Origin of the sequence: Thermogemmatispora sp., assembly GCF_019683755.1 — a bacterium.
Lineage (GTDB): Bacteria > Chloroflexota > Ktedonobacteria > Ktedonobacterales > Ktedonobacteraceae > Thermogemmatispora.
Window position 1 is genome coordinate 1 of record NZ_JADGHT010000023.1, and the last position, 25,087, is coordinate 25,087.

At 62.6% G+C, this 25,087-nt stretch carries 24 protein-coding genes; 9 read left to right on the plus strand and 15 right to left on the minus strand.

Features of this window, described 5'->3' with window-relative positions; genetic code table 11:
• Positions 1–51 precede the first annotated feature (51 nt).
• The 12 genes from IRZ24_RS03290 to IRZ24_RS03345 all read right to left on the minus strand — a co-directional run bounded on the left by IRZ24_RS03290 (position 52) and on the right by IRZ24_RS03345 (position 12,964).
• Positions 52–393, minus strand: coding sequence for a lycopene cyclase domain-containing protein (locus IRZ24_RS03290; RefSeq protein WP_297160492.1), 342 nt, complete (start codon positions 391–393; stop codon positions 52–54).
• A gap of 6 nt (positions 394–399) precedes the next feature.
• Positions 400–765 carry a lycopene cyclase domain-containing protein gene (locus IRZ24_RS03295; protein WP_297160494.1) on the minus strand — a complete coding sequence of 122 codons (366 nt, stop codon included), beginning with the start codon at positions 763–765 and terminating at the stop codon, positions 400–402.
• 467 nt (positions 766–1,232) lie between these two features.
• Positions 1,233–2,624: an aldehyde dehydrogenase family protein gene (locus IRZ24_RS03300; protein ID WP_297160495.1), complete on the minus strand. Its 1,392-nt coding sequence runs from the start codon at positions 2,622–2,624 to the stop codon at positions 1,233–1,235.
• A gap of 183 nt (positions 2,625–2,807) precedes the next feature.
• Positions 2,808–4,322 carry an FAD-dependent tricarballylate dehydrogenase TcuA gene (gene tcuA / locus IRZ24_RS03305; protein ID WP_297160497.1) on the minus strand — a complete coding sequence of 505 codons (1,515 nt, stop codon included), beginning with the start codon at positions 4,320–4,322 and terminating at the stop codon, positions 2,808–2,810.
• A complete protein-coding gene (locus IRZ24_RS03310; protein WP_297160499.1) occupies positions 4,319–4,627 on the minus strand; it encodes a Dabb family protein in 309 nt (102 codons plus the stop codon). The genes tcuA and IRZ24_RS03310 overlap by 4 nt, the downstream gene beginning before the upstream one ends.
• A 248-nt stretch (positions 4,628–4,875) precedes the next feature.
• Entirely contained in the window at positions 4,876–5,634 is a 759-nt protein-coding gene (locus IRZ24_RS03315; protein ID WP_297160500.1) for an SDR family NAD(P)-dependent oxidoreductase, read from the minus strand.
• Between the two features lie 198 nt (positions 5,635–5,832).
• Entirely contained in the window at positions 5,833–6,315 is a 483-nt protein-coding gene (locus IRZ24_RS03320) for a cupin domain-containing protein (protein ID WP_297160502.1), read from the minus strand.
• Positions 6,312–8,111 carry a thiamine pyrophosphate-binding protein gene (locus tag IRZ24_RS03325; RefSeq protein ID WP_297160504.1) on the minus strand — a complete coding sequence of 600 codons (1,800 nt, stop codon included), beginning with the start codon at positions 8,109–8,111 and terminating at the stop codon, positions 6,312–6,314. Before IRZ24_RS03325 ends, IRZ24_RS03320 begins: the two co-directional genes overlap by 4 nt.
• Before the next feature lie 132 nt (positions 8,112–8,243).
• Positions 8,244–8,987, minus strand: coding sequence for an ABC transporter ATP-binding protein (locus tag IRZ24_RS03330; RefSeq protein WP_297160505.1), 744 nt, complete (start codon positions 8,985–8,987; stop codon positions 8,244–8,246).
• Entirely contained in the window at positions 8,980–10,779 is a 1,800-nt protein-coding gene (locus IRZ24_RS03335; RefSeq protein WP_297160507.1) for a branched-chain amino acid ABC transporter ATP-binding protein/permease, read from the minus strand. Before IRZ24_RS03335 ends, IRZ24_RS03330 begins: the two co-directional genes overlap by 8 nt.
• Positions 10,776–11,657, minus strand: a complete 882-nt coding sequence (locus IRZ24_RS03340; RefSeq protein ID WP_297160508.1) for a branched-chain amino acid ABC transporter permease — start codon at positions 11,655–11,657, stop codon at positions 10,776–10,778. Before IRZ24_RS03340 ends, IRZ24_RS03335 begins: the two co-directional genes overlap by 4 nt.
• Before the next feature lie 83 nt (positions 11,658–11,740).
• Positions 11,741–12,964: an amino acid ABC transporter substrate-binding protein gene (locus tag IRZ24_RS03345; protein ID WP_297160509.1), complete on the minus strand. Its 1,224-nt coding sequence runs from the start codon at positions 12,962–12,964 to the stop codon at positions 11,741–11,743.
• An 874-nt stretch (positions 12,965–13,838) separates the two neighbouring features.
• Here IRZ24_RS03345 and IRZ24_RS03350 point away from each other — a divergent pair.
• The 3 genes from IRZ24_RS03350 to IRZ24_RS03360 all read left to right on the plus strand — a co-directional run bounded on the left by IRZ24_RS03350 (position 13,839) and on the right by IRZ24_RS03360 (position 15,549).
• Entirely contained in the window at positions 13,839–14,516 is a 678-nt protein-coding gene (locus tag IRZ24_RS03350; protein WP_297160511.1) for a GntR family transcriptional regulator, read from the plus strand.
• An 18-nt stretch (positions 14,517–14,534) separates the two neighbouring features.
• Positions 14,535–15,071, plus strand: coding sequence for a hypothetical protein (locus tag IRZ24_RS03355; protein ID WP_297160513.1), 537 nt, complete (start codon positions 14,535–14,537; stop codon positions 15,069–15,071).
• 205 nt (positions 15,072–15,276) lie between these two features.
• Positions 15,277–15,549: a hypothetical protein gene (locus IRZ24_RS03360; protein WP_297160515.1), complete on the plus strand. Its 273-nt coding sequence runs from the start codon at positions 15,277–15,279 to the stop codon at positions 15,547–15,549.
• Positions 15,550–15,660: 111 nt separating this feature from the next.
• Here the strand turns inward: IRZ24_RS03360 and IRZ24_RS03365 are convergent, their stop codons facing one another.
• From IRZ24_RS03365 to IRZ24_RS03375, 3 genes are all read right to left on the minus strand, one after another.
• Positions 15,661–17,454 (minus strand): glycosyltransferase family 39 protein, encoded by a 1,794-nt coding sequence (locus IRZ24_RS03365; protein ID WP_297160517.1) that lies wholly within the window; start codon positions 17,452–17,454, stop codon positions 15,661–15,663.
• A 336-nt stretch (positions 17,455–17,790) separates the two neighbouring features.
• Complete coding sequence (locus IRZ24_RS03370; protein ID WP_297160519.1) at positions 17,791–18,207, minus strand: hypothetical protein; 417 nt, start codon at positions 18,205–18,207, stop codon at positions 17,791–17,793.
• 152 nt (positions 18,208–18,359) lie between these two features.
• Positions 18,360–19,526, minus strand: a complete 1,167-nt coding sequence (locus IRZ24_RS03375; protein ID WP_297160520.1) for a helix-turn-helix domain-containing protein — start codon at positions 19,524–19,526, stop codon at positions 18,360–18,362.
• A 179-nt stretch (positions 19,527–19,705) separates the two neighbouring features.
• Between IRZ24_RS03375 and IRZ24_RS03380 the strand changes: the two genes are divergently transcribed.
• The 6 genes from IRZ24_RS03380 (at position 19,706) to bioD (ending at position 25,004) form a co-directional block, all read left to right on the plus strand.
• Positions 19,706–19,891, plus strand: coding sequence for a hypothetical protein (locus IRZ24_RS03380; RefSeq protein WP_297160522.1), 186 nt, complete (start codon positions 19,706–19,708; stop codon positions 19,889–19,891).
• Positions 19,888–20,754, plus strand: coding sequence for a class I SAM-dependent methyltransferase (locus IRZ24_RS03385; RefSeq protein WP_297160524.1), 867 nt, complete (start codon positions 19,888–19,890; stop codon positions 20,752–20,754). Before IRZ24_RS03380 ends, IRZ24_RS03385 begins: the two co-directional genes overlap by 4 nt.
• Complete coding sequence (locus IRZ24_RS03390; protein ID WP_297160526.1) at positions 20,751–21,293, plus strand: hypothetical protein; 543 nt, start codon at positions 20,751–20,753, stop codon at positions 21,291–21,293. The genes IRZ24_RS03385 and IRZ24_RS03390 overlap by 4 nt, the downstream gene beginning before the upstream one ends.
• A gap of 156 nt (positions 21,294–21,449) precedes the next feature.
• Positions 21,450–22,646 carry an 8-amino-7-oxononanoate synthase gene (bioF, locus tag IRZ24_RS03395; protein WP_297160528.1) on the plus strand — a complete coding sequence of 399 codons (1,197 nt, stop codon included), beginning with the start codon at positions 21,450–21,452 and terminating at the stop codon, positions 22,644–22,646.
• Positions 22,647–22,833: 187 nt separating this feature from the next.
• The gene (gene bioA, locus IRZ24_RS03400; protein WP_297160530.1) at positions 22,834–24,201 is read left to right on the plus strand and encodes an adenosylmethionine--8-amino-7-oxononanoate transaminase; all 1,368 of its coding nucleotides are present in this window, start codon (positions 22,834–22,836) and stop codon (positions 24,199–24,201) included.
• Positions 24,198–25,004, plus strand: a complete 807-nt coding sequence (gene bioD / locus IRZ24_RS03405; RefSeq protein WP_297160532.1) for a dethiobiotin synthase — start codon at positions 24,198–24,200, stop codon at positions 25,002–25,004. The genes bioA and bioD overlap by 4 nt, the downstream gene beginning before the upstream one ends.
• Positions 25,005–25,087: the final 83 nt, after the last annotated feature.

Consider the following 25,087-nt stretch of genomic DNA (forward strand, 5'->3'; position numbering starts at 1 on the left):
GTCCTGCTCTCTGGCTCCCGAGAGCAGGACCCGCCTCGTCGTCGTAGCTGGTCAGAAAGATGACTCTACTGGAGAGTCAGGGGGGAAGGCTGAGAGTGGGAGCAGGAGGACGAAGCCCTGAGCGATCATAGCCGCCGTCAGGAAGTAGAAGAGGGCTTCCTCCAGGGGAACATTGCCGATGGTGAAGCCCAGGATGAGCGCGGGCTGAAAGAACCAGAGATGTTGCGCGATGGCCAGGCTATCGGCCAGGGTTAAGTAGCTGCCGACCAGCAGCACGGCCCAGGGCCAGCGACGGCGCCAGGCCCAGAGCTTGCGCCAGCCAATGAGCCATTGCAGGCCCAGAATGGGCACGGCCCAGGCCAGCAGGAAGAGCAGATAGGTCATGTGGGCCATGCGCGCTCAGACCCCCCTCTTGTTAGCTGGCTTCTCTTTCTCTAGAAGCCTGCGCCCGCCATCAGAACCAGGCTGAGCGGGCAAGAGCGCGAGGAGCAAGAGCGTGGTCAGCAGAGTTTCTAATAGGGCGAAAAGATACTCTTCAAGCGGAATAAGCCAGAGGCGTAGACCCCAGGTCTGAGCGGAAGACCAGTTCCAGATACCGCGAGCGACGGCGGCATGATCCCAGGGGGCCATAGCAAGCAGGACGATGCCGCCGAGCAGCGCTGTGACCAGCCAGTAACGTCGACAGAGCAGTCGTCGACGCAACAGAAGCGCCAGTAAGGCGCAGGGTGCAAGCAAGAACAGAGCCAGAAAACTTGCATAGGTCATCGGAGATTTCTCCTGGTGATGCTGCCCGAGTAGATAGCTCGCCTGAGCGAGAGGGAGAGAGCATAAAAAAAGCCTCTCTTCTGAGAAAGACGCGGACCACTGTGGTTTCTGGCCCTGGCTGGTTCACGACTGAGATGGCTGGCAGTGGGCTAGCTGCGGGGGCGAGCCTTGTGTGCGAGGTGGGCGGTGCGGCTGTCGTGAACACCTTTGTCTGGGCTAGCTGCTGCGCAGGGCGCGAGCGCGGCAGGCGCCGCGCGCCTCTAGACGCCTGCCGTCGTCAGAGGGCGCAGCGCCTTCCTCCTCACGCAGCGGGGGGTAGGGGCAAAGCAGGCATCACCAGGCTGAGGCCGGGTTACACCTCAGCACGGTGCTGCGCACGACCCCGCTGCGTCAAGAGGCGCCCGCGTGCCACACCACGCTACCAGTGCAGACCGGGAGGTAACCGCCGAAACGCCCCGCTATCAGGCTTACGGTCCCAGCATAACCAGGCGCTCTACCGTCATCTCGCGGATAGCGTAAGCCGGCCCCTCCTTGCCGAAGCCGCTATCTTTCATACCACCGTAGGGCATACCATCGGCGCGTGTGCTGGAAGTGCCATTGATAATCACGCCGCCCACTTCCAGACGCCGGGCCAGCTCTAGCGCCGTCGCCAGCGACGAAGTATAGACGCCGGCCTGCAGGCCGTAGCGGCTGGCGTTTGCCGCCTCAATCGCTTCCTCCAGGCGCTCGAAGCGGACCAGACTCACCACCGGGGCGAAAATCTCCTCGCGCATGATGCGCATCGGCGGCGCAACCTCATGCAGTAGGGTTGGCTGAAAGAGCGTGCCCTCACAGGAGCCGCCGACTAGCACGCACGCCCCTGACTGTAGTGCCTCCTCCACCAGTGAGCAGGCCCGTGTTGCCGCGCTCTGGCTAATCAGCGGTCCGACGTCCGTCGCTGGATCGGCAGGGTTGCCGCTCTTCAGGGCGGCCACGCGCTCACTCAGGAGCGCCACAAACTCGCGCTCGACTGAGGCATGGACAAAGAGCGACTGCACCGAAGTGCAAACCTGGCCAGCTTTGCGATAGCCGGCATGGGCCACATCGCGAGCGGCGCGCTCCAGATCGGCGTCGGCACAGATGATGGTGGCTGAGACGCTGCCCAGTTCCAGCGAGACCGGGCGGAGGCCTGTCTCACGCTTGACGATCGCCCCCACCTCGGTCGAGCCGGTGAAGGTCGTGAAACCAATGCGCGGGTCGCGCAGGAGCCGCAGGCCGACCTCGGAGCCGGCGCCATAGAGCACCTGCAAGCGGCCCTCTGGTAGCCCGGCTTCGTAGAGGATCTGAGCCAGGAGTGAGGCCGTCAGCGGCGTCAGCTCCGCCGGCTTGAGAAGGACGGCATTGCCGGCGGCCAGGGCCGGCCCGATTTTATGGCAGACAGTATTGAGCGGCGCATTGAAGGGCGTGATTGCCAGGACAAGGCCTACTGGCACGCGAATCGTGAAAGCGAGACGCTGCTCAAAGCCGGGACTGGCATCCAGGGGAACCACCTCACCGCCTAGACGCAAGGCCTCTTGCGCGCAGAGTGTCAGCGTCACCACGGCGCGGGCAAATTCTTGCTCCACATCCTTGCGCGAGAAGCCCGTTTCGCGGCGCATGGTATCCAGCACAGTGCTCCGGCGCTCCTCGAGCAGCGCCACTGCCCGCTGCAATACTGCCGCCCGCTCGCGGGCTGGCCAGGGGCGTCGGCTGGCCTGCTCCGCTGCCTGCAGCGCCTGCTCAATCTCGCGCTCGCCAGCTCGCGGTAGCTCGCCGATGATCTCGCCACTCCACTTGTCGCGCACAATGACCGCCTTGGCGGCAGCCGATGACTGATTCATCGTGCTCATCCTTTCCTTTAAGACAATCTCTTCTCTGCTGGTGTGATCAGGCTGGCTGGTCCTGGTCAAGTCCGGTCCGGTCAGCGCTGCCCCGCTCGCTTGCGTGGCCGGGCCAGGTGGTCACCAGCTTCCCTCTCCGGGCTAAGATAGGAGCAGCAGAGAGGGGAGCCGGCGAGCCAGTGGCTAGCTGGCCTTATCAAGGGCGCGTCTCTCGCGAGACCACTGCCCGGCGGCCCGCCCGGCGCGGCGTCCGAAGACCGAGCCAGCCATCAAACCGGACCCACCTGGATAATTGTGATAGAAGAGGCCTCCCACCAGCTCACCGGCAGCATAGAGACCAGGAATCGGCAGATTGAGCCGGTCCAGCACACGCCCATCGGCATCGATACGCAGCCCACCGAAGGTAAAGGTGATGCCACAGGTAACGGCAAAGGCGTAGTAGGGCGGCGTATCCAGGGGCTGGGCCCAGTTGGATTTTTTGGGCGTAATGCCGACCGTGCACTTGCCGTCTTTGATGGCTGGATTAAACTTCACATCGCGCACCACGGCGGCATTAAAGGCTGCTACTGTCTCCTCCAGACCGTCGGGATCGATGCCGGCCTTCTGTGCCAGCTCACGGATCGTCAAGGCCTCGAAGCGCGAGACGCCAGGCGCAGTGTACTCATCCTTGCGCAGCAGCGGCTCAGTTTTGGCATCGAAGAGCTGGAAGGCGATGCCATCGGGTTGCTTCATGATCTCGGCGCCGTAGCGGGCATAAGTATAGTTGCGAAAATCAGCCCCTTCATCGATGAAGCGCTTCCCCTGACTATTGACCACAATGCCCAGCGGGTAAGATTGCTTGGTCAACAGGTTGGTCAGGAGGCGATCGCCATAGGGGGGGGAAGCGACATCCCAGGCTACGGAATGGCAGCCACTCCAGTGGCCGTAAGGCTGTGCTCCCAGGGCCAACGCGGCAAAGAGCACCTCACCCGTGTTGTAGGGGGTGCCGCGCACGCGAGCCAGGTCCCAGCCTGGCCCCAGATAGCACGTGCGTAGCTGCGGATTGGCCTCGAAGCCGCCCGCCGCCAAGACCACGGCGCCAGCCCGAATACGCTGTCGCTCTCTGCCTGGCGGAGCGCACAGCACGCCACACACAGCTCCCGTCGCATCGCGCTCCAGATCGATGACCGGGCTATGAAAGCGCACTTCGATGCCGCTAGCCCTGGCTGCCTGCAGATGCTGCTCGATCAATCCCTTGCCGCCGTTGACCGTACCCAGGGCCAGCCCGCCCCAGAAGCGGAACTCGCCGTCGACCTGGAACGACTGGCGATCGTACATCAGACGGAAGCGCAGCCCCTTCTGATGCAGCCAGCGGATCGTCTCGGCAGCCTCTCGTACCAGGATGGCCGTCAACTCGGCGTCACAGCGGCCCTTGGTCGTGCGCTGCATATCCTGCAAAAACTGCTCGGGTGTGTAGGGAGGGAGCGCGGTCCGCTGGAGAAAGGCCTCATCGCGCTCATCCAGCAGCGGCAGCAGCTCCTCCAGACTAGAGAAGGTGGTGCGGAAGGCGCCCGCTGTGAAATAGCTGTTGCCGCCAACCCAGTCGCTGCCGGCCTTTTCCAGCACCACCACCTTGTCCACCTGCTCGCGCGCTGCGTGGGCAGCACTCAGGCCGGCGTTGCCGCCGCCGACCACGATGACATCGTAGTACTCGCTCATTGGCCCTCCATTACCAGTTGTGCCATTGCGCGCCCGTCGCTGCGAATCAGTTGAGACGTCAGACGCTGGCTAATCTCCACATGCGCTGGATGCTGCATATAGCGCTCCCAGGCCTCCATGTCGTCAAGATCGGCCACCAGCGCTACTGTGTACTGCTGATCACGCGGGCTAATATTGCGCCCGGCTACCAGGCTGCGCAGACCTGGTACTTGCCCAACGAGCGAGCGCCAGGCGGCGCACAGCTCCTCTAGCTGTTCCGGCGTTGCCTCGGCGCGGGCCTTTCCAAGAAAGATGTGGCGTATCACCTTGCTGTCTCCCTCCTTTCTCCTCGTCTCCTTGGCTCACTCGTTCAACAAAGAACCTCTCGCGGCTTTGCTAGCTGGGTGAGTGCTAGGGCGCTGGCCCAGGACGGCAGAGTAGGTAAGGGGATTGGCTGCGTCGTCCGCCTAAGCTGGGCCTGCCTTGCTGATCATCAGCCAGACCAGTCGGCAGGAGTGATCAAACGGCCAAGCCCCTTCTCTCTCTCGCCCGAATTGGCGCTAGCCTGAGTTAGCTAGATGGTCAGCCAGCCGCCATCGACATAGAGGGTGATTCCCGTGATATAGGCCGACTCATCGGAGGCTAGAAAAATGGCCGCTCCTGCCAGATCGCTCGGCTGCCCAACGCGTCCCATCGGAATATGGGCCAGCGTGGCCGCCAACGACTGCGGATCATCCAGGCGATCCTTACTCAGCTCGGTGTAGATCGGGCCGGGACCAATGGCGTTGACGCGGATATTGGCCTTGACCAGCGCCAGCGCCATCGCTTTGGTCAGGGTGCGCACGCCGCCCTTGCTGGCGCAGTAGTGAACGGTCGTCGGATTGACGCTCTCGGCATTGACCGAGGCGATATTGATAATGACGCCGCCACCCTGCTCCTTCATCCGGCGCGCGAAGGCCTGACCACAGAGAAAGGTTCCCTTCAGGTTGACGTTGAGCACCCGATCCCATTCAGCTTCCGTGATCTCCAGAAAATCGTAACGCCCGATAACGCCGGCATTGTTAACCAGAATGTCGACCCGTCCGAATTCGTGCACTGTCCAGGTGGCCAGCTCATTGACCTCCGCCGCATTGGTCACATCGAGGTGCCTCCCGACAACCCGTTGACCTGTCACCTGAGCAAGCTCACTGGCAGTCTGACGGGCGGCCTCCTCCATGATGTCGGCGATCACCACGTGAGCCCCTTCACGGGCATAGGCTTCTGCAATGGCGCGTCCGTTGCCGCGTGCCGCGCCAGTAACCACGGCGATCCGATCCTTCAAGCGCTCTCCCATGATAGTAGCCAACTCCTTTCCTTCTTCTTCTTCTTCTTCTGCAAGTCAGGTCGCTTGCTCTTATGACGGTTGCTTGCTCTGCACGAGGAGGGCAGCCAGAGGCCGGCGGGCCGGGCCAGAAAGAGCCGACCCGACCGGCGCCGGTCGCTGGGCTGGTGGGCGTCAGATAGCAAGGACGAAGCGCGCATTTGGCCGCCACTAAGCGCTTGGGCTAGCGGGCGAGGTCGCGCCGCCGTCGGGGTTGTCAATCTCGCGCTCGCGTTGATCGCGGCGCTCCAGCTCGCCGGCGGGCACCGTCACCACGATGAAGAGCAGATCCTCCAGGCCCGTATTGGCCAGCGAATGAACCACTCCTGGTGGAATGAAAATGGCCATATGCGGCTCAACCACGTATTGGCGTTCGCCGAGGCGCATAAGGCCACGCCCCTTGAGGATGTAGTAGACGTGCTCAGCCTGTTCATGGACGTGGTTCTCAGCGTAGCCGCGTGGCTGATAAAGCGAAAGCCGGAAATCAAAGTAGCGCGTCGTGCTATTATCCGGGTTCACCAGCAGCTTAGAATAGGCCTCGTGATGCTGCGGTGGCTCAACCCAGACCAATTCTTCGGCCCGCACCGGGCGCACCTCGCTGGCCTCCTTGGGGATCGAAGCCGGTCGCGGATCAAAGTCCTGAGAGGCACTCATACCTGGTCCTCCTGCCAGCCAAAAGTAGGTAATGGATGGGGCAGCGGCGGTAGCTCCCAGCTTGCGGTTGCTGGGGGCCTGATCTCGCGATCGACACGCACATCAAGGACCGTTGGGCGCTCGCTGGCCAGAGCCTGGCGCAGGAGATCGCCCAGATCGCCGGGGCGCTCGACCGTATAGCCCTCAGCCCCCATTGCGCGCGCCATAGCCGCGAAATCAGCCGAGAGAAGGCGCCCGCTCTTCGCCTCGACAAAGCTTGTCACCAGCTCGCGCCCGCTGCCAAAGTAGCCGAGCTGTTGATCGCGGATCGAACAATAGCCATAGTTGTTCCAGACCAGCCAGACCACCGGAATAGCGTATTCGACCGCTGTGGCGACCGTGCCCGGCCACATCAAGAAGCCCCCATCGCCGCAGACACTGACCACGTGCCGCTCAGGGGCGGCCAGCTTGGCCCCCAGGGCGCCAGCGACACCAAAGCCCATCGACGCGAAACCGAAGCTCTGCAAGAGCGTACGTGAGCGATAGGCCGGGAAGGCGGAGACCAGCCAGTTATGGTGTACGCCGACATCAGAGACCACGATGGCATCCTCGGGCAGGGCGGCGCGCAGCTCACTGATGACGCGCTCGGGCCGAATGGGCACCGCCTCCGAGCGGCGCGGCTCATTGACATGGGCCTCCCATTTGCGTTGCCACTCACCAATCTTCGCCAGCCAGGCTCGACGCGCCTCCGCCTGGGCCGCCAGCGCTGTCTTACACGATGACAGGGCCTCCAGCAACTGACGCAGCACCGTTCTCACGTCGCCCACAATGCCGACCGCCGGTTGAAAGTTCCTGCCGATCTCGCTGGGATCGATATCGACATGGATCAGCCTGGTAGGCGGAATGCGATAAGTAAAGCCAGGCAACCACGAGCTAGTCGAGCGATCGTCAAAGCGCGTCCCCAGAGCCAGAATGACATCGGCGTTCCGCGTCGCGGCGTTGGCCGGATAGCTGCCGTTGCGTCCCGTTGCCCCCAGGCTCAAACGATGACGCGCATCGATAACGCCCTTACCGAGCGGCGTGGTAGCCACCGGGATCGACAGACGCTCGGCCAGGAGCAGCAGCTCTGTTTCAGCCTGGCTTAACTCGACACCATGTCCAGCGACGATCACCGGGCGCTGGGCCTCGAGCAAGAGACGCAGGGCCTGCTGCAGATCGGCGGGATCGGCACCGGCGCGTGATGAGATCGGGCACTCCCACAGCTCACGTTCGGCTTCCTCACGCTCCACGGTCTCAACAAAGACATTGAGCGGCACATCGAGATGAACCGGTCCTGGACGCCCGCTCAGCATCAGCGTGTAAGCCTGGCGCAGAGCCAGCGGAAGCATGTCGGCCCGTGTCGGCTGAAAGCTGCGCTTCACATAGGGACGCAGCACGTTGACAAACTCCCCCTGGAAGTAGCGCCCGCTCTCCTGAAAAGGGCCGCGGTTCCACTGCGAGGTCGGGACATTACCGGTGATGGCTAGGAAGGCCGAGGAATCCATGAAGGCCGAGGCGATGGCCGGCACCAGGTTGGTGGACCCGGGGCCACAGGAGGTGAAGGTCGCAACCGGCCTCTGAGCGACGCGGAAATAGGCATCGGCCATAAAAGCAGCGCAGGCCTCATGGTGTACAGAAATCGCCTGTAACTCGTCCCGGCGATCGTAGACGGCATCCAAAAAGCCAAGGATGCCATGACCGCAGAGACCAAAGACATAGGGGACACCTCGCCTGATCAGAAAATCAACGATCAGTTCCGCCCCCTTGATGGCTGCCATCGACAATCAATCCTCCTCCCGCTGACTAACGGAATAGGCTGCAAGCAGACTGTTCACTGACCAGACCAGCACCGGCCCTGGCTCCGGCACCTCACTCAGCAGCGCGCTCAAGCGCCAGGCCGGAACCCTCCATCACGCGGGTCCCTGGCTCCTCGCCATTGGACTGGCACGCCCGACATAGGACTCCGCCAGGCGCGGATCATGCAACAGCTCGGTGGCAGGCGCCACGCGCGTAATGTGACCGTCCTCGAAGACGTAGCCGCGCTGAGCGAAGCGCAAGGCCGCATAGGCGTTCTGCTCGACGACAAAGACTGTCAGACCGCCACTGTGCAAGACGCGCAGAGCCTGATACAGCTCGCCGACCACCCGTGGCGCCAGGCCGGTCGATGGCTCATCGAGGATCAACAGGCGCGGGCGGGTCATCAGAGCACGTCCGACCGTGACCATCTGCTGCTCACCGCCGGAAAGCAGGCGGCAGCGTGCCCGGCGCAGGCGCTGGAGCTTGGGAAAGACGTGATAGATATAGTCCAGGCACTGGCGCAGCTCTGCCTTGCTGGCACGATAAGCTCCAATTTCTAGGTTTTCCTCAACGCTCATCTCGGGAAAGAGAGCGCGCCCCTCGGGCACATAGCCGATACCCAGGCGCACGCGCTCAAAGGTCGGCAGCCGCCCCAGATCACGGCCCGCAAAGAGCACCCTCCCACCACTCAAGGGAAGCTGACCCATAATCAAGCGCAAGAGGGTTGTCTTGCCGGCCCCGTTGGCGCCAACGGCTGCCACTGCCTCCCCCTCGGCGACGCTCAGGCTGACCTCATGGACCACTGTGCGACCGTGGTAGCCGCCCGAGATCTGCTGTAGCTGGAGCAACTCAGGCATTGACCGGCTCCTCCTCTCCCGTGCCCAGGTAGGCTTCGATCACAGCGGGATTGCGCAACACCTCGTCCGGACGGCCCTGGGCGATCGTGGTACCGAAATCAAGGACATAGACATGGTCGGCAATGGGCATAATGGCGGGAACGACGTGTTCGATCGCCACCACGGCACAGCCCGCAGCGACCGCCTCACGCAGCAAAGTATGGATGAGACGGATCTCTTCGGGCGACATGCCAGCCATGACCTCATCAAGGAGCAGTACACGCGGACGCAACATCAAAGCTCGCCCGATCTCCAGGAAACGTAGCTGACCAGGCGGCAGGCTCTCGGGGGAAGCATCCCACTGATCACGCAAGGCCAAGCGTTCCAACATCTGAGCCGCCGCTCTGATGGCTTCCTCCTTGGAGGCACTCGCCACCAGAGCTGGCAACAGCAGAGTCTCCCAGGCCGTCAGCGAGGGGAAAGGCCGACAGGTCTGGAAGGTGCGAGCGATACCGGCTCGGGCAATGCGGTAGGGCGCCAGGCGGTTCAGCAGCCTCTCGCCGAGACGGATGGCTCCGCCGTTGCAACGATCAAAGCCCGTGATCAGGTTAAAGAGGGTTGTCTTACCGGCCCCATTGGGGCCGATCACAGCCACAATACGCCCACTGCGAGCCTCCAGGCTGACCCGATTCAGAGCGGTCAGGCCACCAAAGCGGCGCGTCACCTCCTGGCAGCACAGCACCGACTCGTCCGTGTTGCCAACGGCCACAGGAAAGAGCGGCAGGCGCTTCTCTGTTCCTATCGGCGGCGGAGGACCCCATACCGGACGGCGCCGCAGCCAGCCGAAGCGCTGGAAGAGCGAGACCAGGCCGCCAGGCATCCAAATCACCGCGATCAGAATCAAAGCCCCTAGAATGATCTGCTGCTGCTGCGGGAACTGAGCCCAGAGAGCATTGCTAATCAAGGAGATGACCACGGCCCCCAGCAGCGGCCCCCAGAGCGTCCCAATGCCGCCGAAGAGCACCATCAAGATCGTCTGCAGCTCATAGGTATTGTTGAAGGCGCTGCCGGGATCGATAAAGCCCACGTTCCAAACGTAGAGCGAGCCTGCTAGCGCCGCCAGAGCAGCGCTCAGGCAAAAGGCGATCACCTTGCTGGCATTGGTATTGATCCCAGAAGCCTCAGCGGCCTTCTCGTCGTCGCGTAAAGCCAGCAGGCGTAGCCCCAGCGGCGAGCGCAGCAGCCAGGCTGTCAGCACCACGGCCCCCACAGCGCAGCCCAGCATCACCAGCGCCGTCTCCTGTGTCGTCCCCACCATTGGCACCGGCTCGCCCATACTCCCACCGACCAGCGAAGTGGAGGTCGCGATCAGGGCGCCAATGCGGCTCAGCCCGAACATTCCCAGAGCGAAAAAGATGCCCTGCAACCGGAGCATGACGGTGCCCAGCGGTAAGGCCAGCACGATGGCCGCCAGGACCGCACCCAGAGCCGCCAAATACCAGTCCCACTGCCAGAGAATCTGACAGGTGGCTGCCACATAGGCGCCGATGCCGAAGAACCCCACCTGGCCAAAGGAGACATAGCCGCTCAGCCCACTGATAATGTTCCAGGCGTAGGCCAGCACAGCGAACAGACAGGTAGAGAAGAGTAACTGTGTTTGATCGCCAGTGCCGAAGAGCGCCACCAACACCGCCGCTAGAACCACAATACCGAAGAGTAGCCAGGCAGTCTCTTGCCTGAGACGGGCGAGCGTGCTGGTCACCCGAGACGCTCTGGTCCGCGCCAAAGCTGGCCTCATCTGTCTCTCTCTCATATGCGCCCCCTCTGACCAAGCAGGCCCTGCGGTCGCACAATCAGCACTAGAATAAAGATCAGGTAGATCATCGCCGAGGCGGCGCTGGCGCCCAAGAAGTAGCTGCTACTGACCTCGATCACCCCGAGCAAGATGGCGGCCAGAAGAGCGCCCAGATAGTTGCCGAGGCCCCCGAGCGCGATCAGCGTAAACGCTTGCACAGTCACGAAGCCGCCAGAAGCGGCCTGCACAGGGATCAGCACCACAGTGAGGGCGCCGGCGGCTCCCGCCAGAGCGGCCCCCAGCGCGAAGGTCAGCAGGCGGATACGGCTCGTGTTCAAGCCGCAGCTAGCGGCTCCCAGCTCCGACTGAGCCGTAGCCCGCACCAGCCGCCCCCAGCGCGTGCGGATTAGCCAGAACTGAACAGCGAAGGCCAGCACAAAGGCCACCAGTGAGGAAATGATCAACGACTCCGGCAAGAAGAGCGATCCCAGGCGCACGGAGGATTGAAAGAACGGCACTGACTGATACTGGCCTCCCCAGATGAGCAGAGCGATATTCGAGATGATCGAAGAGAGACCGAAGGTAATCAGCAGCGTGCGCAGCTCACCCTGCGGTCCCGCCGTATCCACACGAGCGAGCAGGCCACGGTAAACCGCGAGGCCAACGAGCAGAAAGAGCAAGGCAGCCAGAGGGATAGCCAGGACTGGCCCGGCCTGGAAGGCGCCATAGAGCGTCACAGCCAGCAGGCCAGCCACGACAATGAAATCGCCGTGAGCCAGATTGACCACCTTCATGACGCCATAGATCAGATTGAGACCGAGGGCCATCAGCAAGTAGACCCCGCCCCACATGATGCCGGTCAGTAGGAGTAACAGATAGGTCTGGAGCTGAAGCATCGTTCGCGTTCCCCCTCTTCCAGGTCAGACGGGCGTGCCCGCCCCGCGCAGAGCAGCGCCACGCCGGCCCATCGCAGGCGTGCTCACCAGTTCGGGTGCGGCAACTGCACCGTGCTGGTAGCCACTTCCGGCGGCCAGACCAGTTCTTGCCTACCGTTTTGCCACTGCAGCACGTAGGACTGGTAGCCCAGTTGCTGACCAAGGCTGTTCAGCTTAAACTCACCGGCCACCGTCTGCAGGTCGAGCTTGAGGTAGGCATCGCGGATCTTGGTCTGATCCAGGCTGCCGGCCATCTTGACGGCTGCCGCCAAGGCCTGCATTGTGGCGTAGGCCATCGCCGCATGGTAGTCGGGATCGCGACCAAAGCGTGCGCGGAAATTCTTCACAAACTCGGCATTGCCGGCGGTCTTGAGGGTGGGGAACCAGAGCGTTGTGCCCAGAATGCCGTTAGCGGCGCTGCCCAGGGCGCTGCCAAACTCCGGCTCGACTGGCCCGATGCTGAAAGCGAAGAGCTTGGCATTGACGTTAGAGGCTCGCGCCGCGCGAATGATGCCCTCGGCGTCCGCGAGATAGGTGGCGCCGATGATCATGTCGGGCTTGGCGGCACCGGCCTTGAGGACGAGCGCCGTGAAGTCATTGGTGTCAGCGGGGTAGGTGGCTTCAAAGACCACGCGTATGTCACGCGCGGCAGCCTCTTGCTTGATCCCCTGAGCCAGCTCGCGCGGGAAGGCCGTATCCTGGATCAGCAGGGCCAGCGTCTTGTAGCCCTTAGTCGCCGCCAGGTCGATGACAGGGATCATGTAGCGCGGGGTCTGGGTAATTGACTGCACAAGGTAGGGATAGCGCCCGCTGAAAGGCTCCAGATTGGCGGCCATCGCTGGCATGGCCATCTTGTAACGTGTCACCAGCGGCGCGATGGCTGAGGTCAGGTCGGTCTGGTATGGCCCAACCAGGAGATCTACCTTGTCGGTGGTGATAAGACGCTGGTAAAGCTGGACAGCGGTTGAGGCGCTCCCCTGGTCGTCGTAGTAGACCAGTTGCACTTTGCGCCCAAGTAGGCCGCCCTGGGCGTTAATGGCTTCGGCGCCAAGCTGGTAACCCTGGAGGTCAAACTTGGCAGGAGCCGATTGCGGCCCCGTCTCGGTAATAGAGAAGCCGATGCGGATCGGCTCCGAGGATGAAGCTCCACCGGCGTTTGAGGAGGCGCAGGCTGAAAGCGCCAGTGCCATCAGCAATAGGCATGCAATGATGAGGTGACCGCGTGAGAGAGGACGATGGGGCGCGTGCGGTCGCTGAAATAGTGCCATGTCAGGACACCTCCTTGTGGTAGTTGAATAGGGCCGCCATTGTTCGTGCGTTCGTCCATTCGATAGAGCTGGAGGCTCTTTCCTCCTGCGCCTCCGGCATGGCCACACCGGCCTATGTCGGATTGGCTAGTCAGCGTGGCGCTCGCTGCCGCGGGGCAGGCAATCTGACAAATGAGTAGGCGCAGGTTGCTCGGCAACGCCCGGGAGTGGCGTGTACAGGACAAAGTACAGAAGATCAGTCAGCCGAACAGCCAGACAGCATGATCTATTGTGCTTGTGGTCGCCTGCCAACTGCTCTGACTTGCCAGGCCTCTCTTGCATGCTCCGCCTCGCCTTGATGGGCGCTTCTCCCACCATCCTATCGTACGTCTGATAGGGCATACTGCTGTATGTACAAGACTACGAGGCAATCAGCCAATGTTACTGTTGGCTCTTCATCTGCTCCCGTGCGAGGTAGGCCGGCAGCACGGCCTCGGTTGCGCTTGGGGACGCTGACGACCAGACGTATCGGGTCACCTGAAACCAGACGCCGGAGCTGATCTCTCAGTCTCGGGTCTGGTTCTGACAACGGGTCCGCAAGCACAGTGATTGTCTCGCAGGTAGGCAGCGCCAGCGCTTTGGCCTGCTCTCATCACAAACTTGTCACTGTATACAGTCGTATACAGTCGTACAACAGTTATATACACTGGGGAAGAGGGCTTGTCAAGGGGGTGAGCCTTGTTGAATGGCCACACTTGAGAGGGGTAGAAGCGGCATCTACTCCCTGTCAAGAAATTCCGGCTCGCTTGACAGCGTCTTGCATACGGATGTATACAATTAAGGAGAGCAAGGAAAGCTCTCCATGACACTTCTCTCAGGAAAGTGGGTGAAGTAGATGCCTCTCTCTCGAATCCAGCTCCCGGGTGAGCGTTCCCGCGCCCAGGAACTGTATGAATTTCTGCGCAATGCTATTCTTGATGGAACCTTAGAGCCTAATGAGCGGCTGGTGGAGGAGAACATTGCCGCCCTGGCCTCGGTCAGTCGGACGCCGGTGCGGGAGGCGCTGCGCAAGTTGGAGGCGGACAATCTGGTGCGGGATACTGGTCAGGGGATTGTCGTCGGCACGACTTCCCCGGAGGAATTGGAGGAGCTTTGTGCGGTGCGCGAGACGCTGGAGGGGATGGCTTCGCGACTGGCGGCGCGTTTGCGTTCAGAGCTGGAGGTGGCCAGTTTGCGGCGCATTTTGGAGGAGTATCGCGAGGCAACACAGCAGCGTGATGTTGAGCGACTGGTGATGCTCAACCATGCTTTTCACGAGACGATCTGGCAGGCGGCGCGCAATCGCTATCTGTTCCGTGAGCTGACGAATCTGCGCGACTTGATCGAGCGCTTGCAGAAGACGACCCTCGATAAGCCGGAGCGCCAGCAGGCGGCCCTGCCCGAGCATGAGGCGCTCTTTGAGGCTATTGCGCGCCAGGATGAGGACGAGGCTGAGCGCTTGGCGCGTCAGCATTTCCGCGAGGCGATGGCGATCCGCTTGATGATGGCCCGCCTGGCGCAGAAGCGAGTCTAGTCAGCGGTTCCCTTGTTGGTGAGTAAGGTGGCCCGGGTCTGCTCCCCTGGCGGCGTGGCCTGGTACGTGTCTGAGCACACGCTCTCGATCCACAGCGTCTATCGCGGGCGCCGTGAGCTGTTCTACTGGGCGGTGGTGATCGCTGCTTTTGCTCTCGGAACGGCGGCAGGCGGCCTGACGGCAGCTACCCTGAATCTCGGTTACTTCCCCTCGATTTCCGCTCTTCGCAGTCTTCTTTGCGCTGCCCGCGTTGGGCTCTGGTTGCTCTGCTTCGATGTGATGGCAGCCTTCTGGTGGGCCTATATTGTGACCAGGCCCCTGGGGGCTTCAATTGCGGACTGGCTGGGCAAGCCGTATCTGGGCGGCCTGGGTTTCGGCGATGACAAGGTCTCGCTGGTCTTGCTGATCTTGCTGGGTGTCCTACCACCTTCAGGGGCGGGTGGTGGGGCATCCTGTTTTTGGCTGCTTCTTTGGTGGCAGGTCTGGCTTGCGGACCAGCGCTCGGTAGTGGGCTTCTCCGATCAGTGGGGGCGTGTGCCGCTCGCTTGGGGGTGACGCTGGCTCTGTTGCTGTTGCTGGATGAGGTTCTGCGTAGATCATCGAGATGCCTCCCTCTGTTTAGCTCTAGTTCAGGTCTTGCAGGTATACCCCCTATAAGGAACAGTCAGTCACTCCTCACTATAATGTGCGAGCATATGATGTAGCGGATGGCCGACTGCTGCCCCGGGTGATCGTTGACAAGAACGAGCCTGATGGAAAGATGCAGGGGCTTGCTCTCACCGCCAACTGCCGCCCAACGGAAAGGCCGCCTTTACCATCTAAGATCAATCCCGGGCAGAATAAGGCTTTCATTCATGTTCTGCCCCTCACTGATCGGCTTGACGACCCGTTGCTGGCGCACTGCGTCGATCTGCCGACTGGGACAGGTGCGCAGGCCAGGGCCTTGCTCCACTTCTATACGCTGGCCCTTTCGCAGGATGAGCAGACTCTCTACGCGGTCAATGCGGCCCTGGGGGGTGATGGCAGTGGTTGATGTCAGGCTCGCCTACGATCCAAAGAGCGTGATGGGGTCTCTGGGCCAACGACCGAGCAGTTCAGTCCTGGGCGCATGCAGTGGGTGGATGTCGAGGCCATGAGTCGCCATCTAGCCGGCGGGGCGGTGCTCTCGCCTGATCAGCGACAGCTCTCCGTTTGGCGGGATCGTAGGGGCCAGTGTCAACAGCCAGCCACTGGCGCTGGTCGGGGGGCGCTCTGAGGACAGCTCTGGTGTGACGGCGTAGAGACGCACGCTGATGCCTCCGGCGCTGCTCATGGAGGCCAACAGGTGGTAGTGGTGGTCCAGCCAGGTCTCAACGACGCTGACTTGCTGGGCAGCCTGGCTATCGGGCACGCGCCCGACAATGTAGAAGAGGCGTGGGTGTTGGCGGGCGTAGGCGGCGACGGCGTTGATGTCGAGGGCGGCGTCTGGTGTGCGTCCCGGGGCGGCGTAGCCGCTGTCGGTCTGCCAGGAGAGCAGGTTCCCCGGGGCGTCATTGGTAAAGTGGGCCTGGCTGATGGGGTAAGCGGCGAAGTAGTATTCGAAGGAGACCTGACAGCCCTGGATAGTGTTGTAGCAGACAAGGCCGTCGTTGGCCTGGTAGTGGTGCTGGAGCCACATGGCAGCGCTCCGCCAGTCTTCGAGTTGGGCGTGAGGGTAGTAGTCGAGGGCGTTGACGAAGGAGAGGGCGACGAGCAGGAGAACGAGCGCTTGCTGAAGCAGGCGCGGACGCACGAGTGAGAGGCCAAGGGCGCTGAGGAGGGCGAAGGCGGGCATCGTGACTACTAGGTAGCGGGAGGAGAAGAGGCGGGCTGGTCCGAGTGAGAGGCCGAAGCTGAGCAGGATGGTCAGGATGAACCAGCAGCTGATGAGCCAGAGCAGCGGGAGATGGCTGACAGAGTGGTACCAACGCTGGTCGGTGGGGACATCACCTCCGGCGGCGCTCTCGGAGGCGCGTGCCGGTTGGGGCTGACGTCGGCTCTGGAGCCGTTGCAGGCTGAAGGCCAGCGGGATCAGTATCAAGGCTGGCAGGCAGCTCAGGACCAGCAGGGTCACGAGTGGATGATCGCCGCCGAGCATGACGGCCAGCAGGTTGAGCAGGTCGTGGAAGTGCGGCTGTGCCAGCCAGTCGGTCTTGCCAGTTTGTCTGGCCACGGGGATCAGTGGCAGGGCAAGCAGGCCGATAGCGACGAGGGCGCTGGCGATAGGCTTCCAGCGCTGACGGGCGGCCTCGCGCCAGACTGTAGGCAGCAGCCAGAGGCCAGCGATGGTCACGAACTGGATGAAGAAGATGACCAGGCTGAAGAGCTGAGCGTAGAGGGCCAGGGTGGTGGCGACCACATAGAGGGTCCACCAGCCGGCCAGGCGGCGGGCAGTGTAGCAGGCAGCCAGGGCGTACCAGGAGAGGGTGAGCAGCAGCAGTTGCAGGGCATAGGCGCGGGTCTGCTGGGCATAGATGAGTGTTGAGTAGTTGAGCAGGTAGAGCAGGGCCGCGCAGAGACCGCCGCTCACACTGAGGTAGCGTTTGCCGAAGAGATAGACGACTACAACGCTGAGAGCGGCGCAGATGGCTGAGGGGAGGCGGACGATGAATTCGGTGGGGGCCTGTCCGAGAGCGCCGGTGAGTTGCAGCCAGAAATGCAGTAGGAGATAATACAGCTCCATATTCGGCTCTGGTCCCCAGATGGCTTGCCAGAGCCGCGGCAGTGGCTGGCGCGCCAGCTCGACTGAGAAGGCTTCGTCAAACCAGAGGCTGGGCGATCCCAGAGCATGCAGGTAGAGCAGCAAGGCGAGTAGGAACAAACAGATGGCGGGTAGCCAGGCTATTGTCAGGTTAAGCGACGCGCGCGAGCGAAGCTGCTGGCTGAGTAGGCCGAAGGCCTTCCGTGCGGCAGGGTTCATTGTGGCCTCATCCTTTATGAGTAGAGTCAGAGCCAGAAGTAGACTATCGATATGGATGAGCATAGCATAAGCAGGCGAGAGGCAAAAGTGATCAGGACAGAGGTAATGGAGAGAGGGGATGAAGCACGCAGCCCTGGGCGGTCGGAGGAAGGTAGCTGAGGCACTGGGGCATAACCATGATGGCGTGCGAGCTAGGTAGGCGCCTCTAATTCGTGCTGTAGGGGTGCTCGGTCAAGCGGGATGCTCGGCCTGGCTCCAGCCGCGGAGACGGCGGTAGGTGCGGATAAGGTGGCCGAAGGTGTGCTGAGGTAACATGGTGGCAGTCCCCTCTCTGTGTCAATAATCGGAGGCGGACTCGGCCAGGGCGTCGGCGAGGGAGCGGCTGGCGCGTGCAGCCTGCTGCTGGAGCTGGTCGAGGGAGCGCTGAACGAAGTGGAGCCGGTCAAGGAAGCGCTGGAGGCCCTTCTGTTTGAGTTCGGGGAGCAGATCGAGGGCGAGGGAGGTGCCGGCGTCGACCTCGTGGGCCTTGACGAGGACGATGACGCGGGCGGTGAGTAGCATCAGCTCCCAGAAGCGGGTAGCAGGCAGGGAGTGCTGAGCGAGGTCGAGGTAGTGGAAGGCGAGCTGAGCTTGCCCGAGGTCAGCGCAGCGACGCGCATACTCTTCGTAGACAGTGCCGCGGTTGTAGAAGAGTGGAAGGCCGGCGACTGTGGGGCTAAAGCGTTCGGGTGCGAGGGCTTCGGCCTGCTTCATGATTAGTCTCCATGCTGCACAAGAGAGAACGCGAGCTGTGCCTGTTGCCAGGCGACGGATCGCGCGTATGCTAAGAGAGAATGAGCCGGCTATGGTAAGAGCCAGGCAGGAACAGGCTGGCCTGGAACGATCATGCTGTGCTCTCAGGCTGATTATTCTAGCTTCCTTCTTGCCTCAGACAAGGCGTCTTTCAAAGTATCAAGACGTTTATCCTTCCCGATGGGGAGAACGCGCAAACGCTGATATGTTTTTTCGACCCAGCCTAGCTGACGTCTTGATTGATAGGAGGTGGCTAGTTCTATCCCTTTCAAGGAGAGAGAGATTCCCTCATCTAGCTCTCCCAGGCGTAGGTAAGCCTCTCCCTTATCAATCAAGTACGCTCCCTGCTCTCGCAGCGGCCTGAATGGGCGCAATTTGTCTGTCTGCTCGTAGACCTTGAGAGCCTCGGCAGGTTTCCACAACTCTGAGAAGCCGCCGGCCTTAGCCCAGAGGACATCATCGAGGCTGAAATCGTTGGCCAGTCCGGCGAGGCTGTCCTGCTGGCTGGAAGCTAGATCGAGGGCCTGCTCGATGCAACGCAGGAAAGGGGTTTCCTGGCCGCTGTCCGCGTAGACCGTGGAGAGATGGACGTAGTACATGCCCTGGGTGGCCGGGCTGGCGCCGATCAGATGCTGGCGAGCGGCCTCGAAGCAGCGGATGGCCGTTTCGAAGCGGCCCCGCTTGCGTAAGAGGCTGCCCTGATAGACCATGCCGATGGTGAGCAGGTCGGGGTCACGAAGTTCCTCGCCGAGGGCGATGGCTTCGGAGAAGTGGCCGGCGGCGGCGGCCAGGTCGAGGCGGTCGACGGCCATGCGTCCGAGCATCTGGTGGGCGTAGGCGAGGAGCTGCTGAGCGGGTTTGAGGAGGTCACCGTGATAAGAGATGAGGGCCTGGTCGAGTTGGGAGACGAGGTCGTGGAGCTTATCTTCGAGGGAGGGGGCTTGATCGGCGATCCAGAGCAGGTAAGAGAGCTGGACCATGTCGCGGCTTGGGGCGAGGAGCATCTGAAGGATGGCGCTATCGGCTTGTTCGGGGCGCTGGATCGGGAGGGAGCGGCGAGGGATGCCGCGCCCGATGGCGTCGAGCTGGTCTTGAGGGATGTCGAGGAGGTCGGCGAGGCGCAGGACCTGCTGGAGGCTGTCGAGCTTGCGTTGGCCGCGTTCGATCTGGGAGACGTATTCACGGCTGTAGCCCCAGCGTTGGGCCAGGTCAGCCTGGCTCCAGCCGCGGAGGCGGCGGTAGGTGCGGATAAGGTGGCCGAAAGTATTCTTGGGTAACATAACGAAGGCATCCTCCGCTTCTGATAGGTAGCATAGTGTGCCGTCGTAAGGAACATGTAGTACCGTTGCCGTCGTAATCTTCCTGCTATGATACAAGTCAGAGAAGCATCTGACTATCTCGATGGACAGTATAATCGTTCGAGGAAGATACTGACAAGTAGAGAGGAGGAAATTTCAGCATGGCCACCGTGCCCCAGCCCTGGACCCCAGGCGTAGCGCACAAACAGCCGCCCTGCGAGCGCTGCCTCTGTCGCAGTCTCTGTCTCAACCAGCCGCAGCCGATCGTCTTGCCCCGTAGCGAGCGAGCGTCGTGGGCCACCATCCTGCGTCGGCTGTTCTCCGAGCGAAAGGAGGGGCAGGCATGATCTGGACCTGGCTCACCCATCTGCTGGGAGCCAGCGGCTCCCCCGCCATCGCCGCCACTGGCCCCAGCGCCGCCGGCCCCGGTCCCGCCGAGACCTATGTCCTGCCGCGCTCGCGCCGCGAACAGGCCCGCCTCGACCTGCAACACTTTGCCCTGCGCCGGCTCCTGGGCAGCCACTTCCTAGCGCCAGTCGAGCAAGCGACCGCCATCCTGGACGTCGGCAGCGGTACCGGCATCTGGCTGCGCGAAGCCGCCCGCCGCTGGCCTCACGCCCGACTGGTGGCCCTTGACAAAGACCTCTCCCTTTGCCGTCAGCCGCTCCCTCCGCACTGCCAGCCGGTTCAGGCCGACCTGCTAGCTGGCCTGCCCTTCCCCGAAGCTCACTTTGACTACGTCCATCAGCGCTTTCTGGCTACCGCCATTCCCCTCACCGCCTGGCCTGGCATCCTCGCCGATCTGCTGCGCATCACCAGGCCCGGCGGCTGGCTCGAACTGATCGAAGCCACTGGCGACACCTGCAACGAAGGACCGCTTCACCGGCAGGTCCGCACCTGGTTCAGCGCCCTCCTGGAACGGCATGGTCTGCGCCTGGATGCCGCTCTGAACCTGCCCCACTGGCTGCACGAGCGTGGCCTGCAGCCGCAGACACTGCGCTTCCAGATGCCACTGTATGGACGTCGGCGGGGTGCCCCCCTCTTCCGCGAAGACATCCTGAGCGCCCTGCGGACCCTGGAGCCGCAGCTTGCCGCCGTCAACCGTCTCCCCCGCGAGCAGGTGGCCGAGACGCTTGCCGCCCTGCCCCAGGAATGGGCACGTCTGCGCACCAGCAGCGGAGGGCTGGCCGTCTGGGGGCGCAAACCATGAGCCGGCATCGTCCTTCTCCTCAAGGGCGCCAGCCGAGACGCCCGCGACGCCATTCGCTGCTGGCCGGCATGCCGCAGTTTCCACTGACCACCCTGGTTGAATGGGTCCTTGCCGGGCGCCTGCTGGCCGAACTCCAGGAGCAGCTCTTTGCCATGCTCTCGCCCAGCGGACAAGCCTGCTGGGAGCACTGGCTCCAGACACGAGAAATTCTCTGGTTGCAGGGACCCATTGCCCAGCAACTGAGCGAAGAAGAGCAAGCCACCCTGTGCGGCATGCGAGAAATAGAGGAAGTGCTCACCTTGCTGCAGCGGCGCTGCCAGCAGACGATGACCAGCCGAACAGCCTACCTGGTCTATTTCACCGAGCCAGAGATTCACCAGATCCGCTGGCTCCTGGGCCTGGTCGAAAGCTTCCTGAGACGCTTTTGCCGCAGCGTGGGGGCTAAAGCCCTGCCGCTCGAACTGCGCCTTGGGCGCAGCCTACTGCGGCGCCTCGGGAGAAGCCTGCGCGACCAGCAGCGGCGCGAGAGCCTCAACTAACGTGGCTGCCAAAAGTACCCTTGCCAGCCTGGAGCAGCTCCGCTACAATAAGACCAATCGCGTCGCCTCAGCGCCTCGCCGGAGCAGAGCGTAACCGGGGCCACGAGGCAGAGCGAGCCAGAGACATCACAGCAGTGAGCGAGGGGAACAGGTAGAATGATGCAGGAGAGCAGGCCCCTGGATTTCATGCGTGAGCGGCTGAAGGCCCTGCGCGAGGCTCAGCTCTATCGGCGACTGCGTCCAGAGCTGGGGAGCGGCGAACCCTGGCTAGAGCGCGATGGACGTCGTCTGCTCAATCTCAGCTCCAACAACTATCTTGGCCTGGCCACCCATCCAGCCCTCAAAGCAGCCGCCAGGCAGGCCAGCGAGCGCTACGGCTGCGGCGCCGGCTCCTCGCGCCTCATCGCCGGCAGCAGCGACCTGCACGCCGAACTGGAGCGGCGCCTTGCCCGCTTCAAAAGGAGCGAAAGCGCCCTTCTCTTCAACAGCGGCTACGTCGCCAACGTCGGCGTCATCACCGCCCTCGTCGGTCCCGGCGACCTCATCCTCAGCGATGCTCTCAACCACGCCAGCATCATCGACGGCTGCCGTCTTAGCCGTGCCACCTGCACCGTCTACCCCCACAACGACAGCGCCGCCGTCGCGCGCCTGCTGGCCGAAGCGCGAAGCAGCGGGCGGTATCGCCGCATCCTCGTCGTCACCGACTCCGTCTTCAGCATGGATGGTGATATCGCTCCCCTGGAAGAACTGATCGCCCTCAGCCATCGATATGGCGCCCTCTTGCTCGTTGACGAAGCCCACGCCACTGGCTGTCTGGGACCGGGCGGGCGCGGGCTGCTGGCCACTGTAGCGAGCGACTACGAGGGCATCATCGCCATCGGCACCCTCAGCAAAGCCCTCGGCAGCTTTGGCGCCTTCGTGACTGGCCCTGTCCTGCTCACCGACTACCTGATCAACGTTGCGCGCCCCTTCATCTTCACCACTGCCCTGCCACCGCCGGTCATCGCCGCCTCCCTGGCTGCGCTCACCGTCCTCGAAGAGCAGCCCATGCTCGTCGAGCGGCTCCAGGCCAACGCTGCCTATCTGCGTCGGGGGCTACAGGCCCTTGGCTTTGACACCCTGACCTCCAGCACCCATATCGTACCCGTACTGGTCGGCGAGGCTGGGCAAGCCCTCAAGATGGCGGAGCGCCTGCAGGAACGTGGGGTCCTTGCGGTGGCCATCCGCCCGCCGACGGTACCTGCGGGCATGGCGCGCATCCGGGCCAGCGTCATGGCCGTGCACGAGCGCAGCGACCTCGACTTTGCCCTGGAAGCCTTCGCGGACGTCGGTCGCGAACTGGGCCTGCTCTGAGCAAAAGAGATGAAAGGGAGCATACAGTAGATACCAGCGCGAATAAAGGAGATGCTCCCTGATTGATAGAGGAGCGAAGGCCCAGAGATGCCCGGCGGCGCGCTCGGACAGAGAAGTGTCCGCTGGCGTCCTGGCGCGCGCTGGACTGGAAAGGAGCCACAGAGGAAGAGAAAGGAGGAGCTGAGCTATGGCCTCTCGCGGCGAGAGCATTCGCTGGCAGAATCTCGACAAAAGCGTACTCTGGCACCCCTTCACCCAGCAAAGCGACTGGGAAGCAGAAACCCAGCTTGTCATCGAGCGTGCCGACGGCTGCTATCTCATCGACAGCGACAACAACCCCTACCTTGACGGTGTCTCATCGTTGTGGGTCAACATCCACGGACACCGCCACCCGACCATCGACCGCGCCATCCGTGAGCAGCTCGAGCGCGTGGCCCATACAACCTTTCTGGGGCTGACGCATCCGCCTGGCATCGAGCTGGCCCAACGGCTAGTCGATCTCGCCCCGGGGCGTCTGCAGCGCGTCTTTTACTCCGACACAGGAGCGGCAGCGGTCGAAATCGCCCTCAAGATGGCCATCCAGTACTGGCAGCAGTGTCCCTCACCGCAGCCGCAGCGAACCAAGTTCTTCGCCCTGCACAGCGCCTATCACGGCGACACCGTGGGCGCCATGAGCGTCGGCGGTATTGACATGTATCGCCGCTCCTATCTATCGATGCTCTTTCCTCATCTTGAAGCTCGCAGCGCCTACTGCTATCGTTGTCATCTACAGAAAAGCTATCCGGCCTGTCAGATGGCCTGTCTTGAAGAAGTCGAGCGGGTCATCAGCACCCATGCGCACGAGCTAGCGGCGGTCATCATGGAGCCGTTGGTTCAGGCGGCGGCGGGCATCTATGTCTATCCCAAGGGCTACACACGCGCCGTCTGGGAGATCGCCAAACGTCATGGCATCCTCTTCATCGCCGACGAAGTGGCTACGGGCTTCGGGCGCACAGGCAAGATGTTCGCTTGCGAGCACGAAGGGATCGAGCCTGACCTGATGGCCATTGGCAAGGGCCTGACCGGTGGCTACCTACCGCTGGCGGCCACCCTAACCACCGAGGAGATCTATCGGGCCTTTCTTGGTCCCGGACGCACCTTCTATCACGGCCACACCTACACCGGCAACCCGCTGGCCTGTGCGGCGGCCCTGGCCAACCTGCAGGTCTTTGAGCAAGAAGAGACGCTTCAGCGTCTGGAGCTGCGCATCGCCCTCATGGAGGAGTGGCTCCGCTCCTTTCAGGCTCTACCGATTGTCGGAGACATTCGTCAATGTGGCTTCATGGTGGGCATTGAGTTAGTGCAAGACAAGAAGACCAGGACACCGTTCCCGCCTGAGCAGCGTGTGGCCGTGCGCGTCATCAAGGAGGCGCGGCGACGCGGGCTGATTCTGCGTCCGCTCGGCGATGTGCTGGTCATCATGCCGCCGCTGGCAATTTCACATCCCGAGCTGGTGCGCTTATTGGATATTACCTATGCTGCCATCGAGAAAGTTGCGGAGGAAGTACTCTCGTGAAATGGGCATGCTTTGTCACTGGTACCGATACAGGTGTTGGCAAGACCATTGTCACGGCGGCCCTGGCCGCGGCTCTTGTGCAGCGCGGGCTGCGCGTCGGGGTGATGAAGCCGGCAGAGACCGACTGTCTCCCGGAGCAGGGGCGTGATGGCGCTCAGGATGCCCAATTCCTGCGGCGAGTGGCGCGCTGTACGGCGCCGCTGGAACTGATCGTTCCCTACGCCTTGCCGTTGCCCCTGGCTCCGGCCCTCTCGGCGGAGGAGGCCGGGGTGACCATCGAACTGGCGGAAATTGTGCGCTGCTATCGGCAGCTCCTGGCGACACATGACGTTGTCCTTGTAGAGGGAGCAGGCGGTCTCTTGGTGCCGCTGACGGCTCAGCAGACCATGCTTGATCTGGCCGTCACGCTGGGGCTGCCGCTGCTGGTCGTCGCGCGCAATGTCCTGGGAGTCATCAATCACACCTGTCTGACCGTCGCCGTGGCCAGCCAGCGGGCGCGCGTCCTGGGCGTTGTGCTCAACCATCCGGGAGCACCTGACGAGAGCGATCTGTCGGTACGCAGCAATGCCAACGCCTTGCAGCGCTGGTGTCCGGTGCCGTTGTATGGCCCCTTGCCCCATCTCGCCAACCTGAACGAGGAGGCCCTTGCGGCTGCCGGTAGCCAGCTTCTGAGCGCCGGATTGCTGGAGAGCATGGCGCTGGACATCGCCGAGGGTCAGGGGGTTGGCGCAACTGCGGCGGCGGCGGCGTCGGCGACGGAAGAGGGAATTCCCACTGAGCCGCTCAATGAAGCAAGCTCCTGATTACCGGCAAGCTGCCTGGGGAGGAAAGAAGATTGATGATTGTTGATTTTCAGCAACTGGCTGACAAAGCCATCAATGGGGAG

What these genes read in the sequence shown, in the direction of transcription:
- IRZ24_RS03290 (WP_297160492.1), bottom strand. Translation starts at nt 393, where the DNA reads ATGGCCCACATGACCTATCTGCTCTTCCTGCTGGCCTGGGCCGTGCCC.
- IRZ24_RS03295 (WP_297160494.1), bottom strand. Translation starts at nt 765, where the DNA reads ATGACCTATGCAAGTTTTCTGGCTCTGTTCTTGCTTGCACCCTGCGCC.
- IRZ24_RS03300 (WP_297160495.1), bottom strand. Translation starts at nt 2,624, where the DNA reads ATGAATCAGTCATCGGCTGCCGCCAAGGCGGTCATTGTGCGCGACAAG.
- tcuA (WP_297160497.1), bottom strand. Translation starts at nt 4,322, where the DNA reads ATGAGCGAGTACTACGATGTCATCGTGGTCGGCGGCGGCAACGCCGGC.
- IRZ24_RS03315 (WP_297160500.1), bottom strand. Translation starts at nt 5,634, where the DNA reads ATGGGAGAGCGCTTGAAGGATCGGATCGCCGTGGTTACTGGCGCGGCA.
- IRZ24_RS03320 (WP_297160502.1), bottom strand. Translation starts at nt 6,315, where the DNA reads ATGAGTGCCTCTCAGGACTTTGATCCGCGACCGGCTTCGATCCCCAAG.
- IRZ24_RS03325 (WP_297160504.1), bottom strand. Translation starts at nt 8,111, where the DNA reads ATGGCAGCCATCAAGGGGGCGGAACTGATCGTTGATTTTCTGATCAGG.
- IRZ24_RS03330 (WP_297160505.1), bottom strand. Translation starts at nt 8,987, where the DNA reads ATGCCTGAGTTGCTCCAGCTACAGCAGATCTCGGGCGGCTACCACGGT.
- IRZ24_RS03335 (WP_297160507.1), bottom strand. Translation starts at nt 10,779, where the DNA reads ATGAGAGAGAGACAGATGAGGCCAGCTTTGGCGCGGACCAGAGCGTCT.
- IRZ24_RS03340 (WP_297160508.1), bottom strand. Translation starts at nt 11,657, where the DNA reads ATGCTTCAGCTCCAGACCTATCTGTTACTCCTACTGACCGGCATCATG.
- IRZ24_RS03345 (WP_297160509.1), bottom strand. Translation starts at nt 12,964, where the DNA reads ATGGCACTATTTCAGCGACCGCACGCGCCCCATCGTCCTCTCTCACGC.
- IRZ24_RS03350 (WP_297160511.1), top strand. Translation starts at nt 13,839, where the DNA reads ATGCCTCTCTCTCGAATCCAGCTCCCGGGTGAGCGTTCCCGCGCCCAG.
- IRZ24_RS03360 (WP_297160515.1), top strand. Translation starts at nt 15,277, where the DNA reads ATGCAGGGGCTTGCTCTCACCGCCAACTGCCGCCCAACGGAAAGGCCG.
- IRZ24_RS03365 (WP_297160517.1), bottom strand. Translation starts at nt 17,454, where the DNA reads ATGAACCCTGCCGCACGGAAGGCCTTCGGCCTACTCAGCCAGCAGCTT.
- IRZ24_RS03370 (WP_297160519.1), bottom strand. Translation starts at nt 18,207, where the DNA reads ATGAAGCAGGCCGAAGCCCTCGCACCCGAACGCTTTAGCCCCACAGTC.
- IRZ24_RS03375 (WP_297160520.1), bottom strand. Translation starts at nt 19,526, where the DNA reads ATGTTACCCAAGAATACTTTCGGCCACCTTATCCGCACCTACCGCCGC.
- IRZ24_RS03380 (WP_297160522.1), top strand. Translation starts at nt 19,706, where the DNA reads ATGGCCACCGTGCCCCAGCCCTGGACCCCAGGCGTAGCGCACAAACAG.
- IRZ24_RS03385 (WP_297160524.1), top strand. Translation starts at nt 19,888, where the DNA reads ATGATCTGGACCTGGCTCACCCATCTGCTGGGAGCCAGCGGCTCCCCC.
- IRZ24_RS03390 (WP_297160526.1), top strand. Translation starts at nt 20,751, where the DNA reads ATGAGCCGGCATCGTCCTTCTCCTCAAGGGCGCCAGCCGAGACGCCCG.
- bioF (WP_297160528.1), top strand. Translation starts at nt 21,450, where the DNA reads ATGATGCAGGAGAGCAGGCCCCTGGATTTCATGCGTGAGCGGCTGAAG.
- bioA (WP_297160530.1), top strand. Translation starts at nt 22,834, where the DNA reads ATGGCCTCTCGCGGCGAGAGCATTCGCTGGCAGAATCTCGACAAAAGC.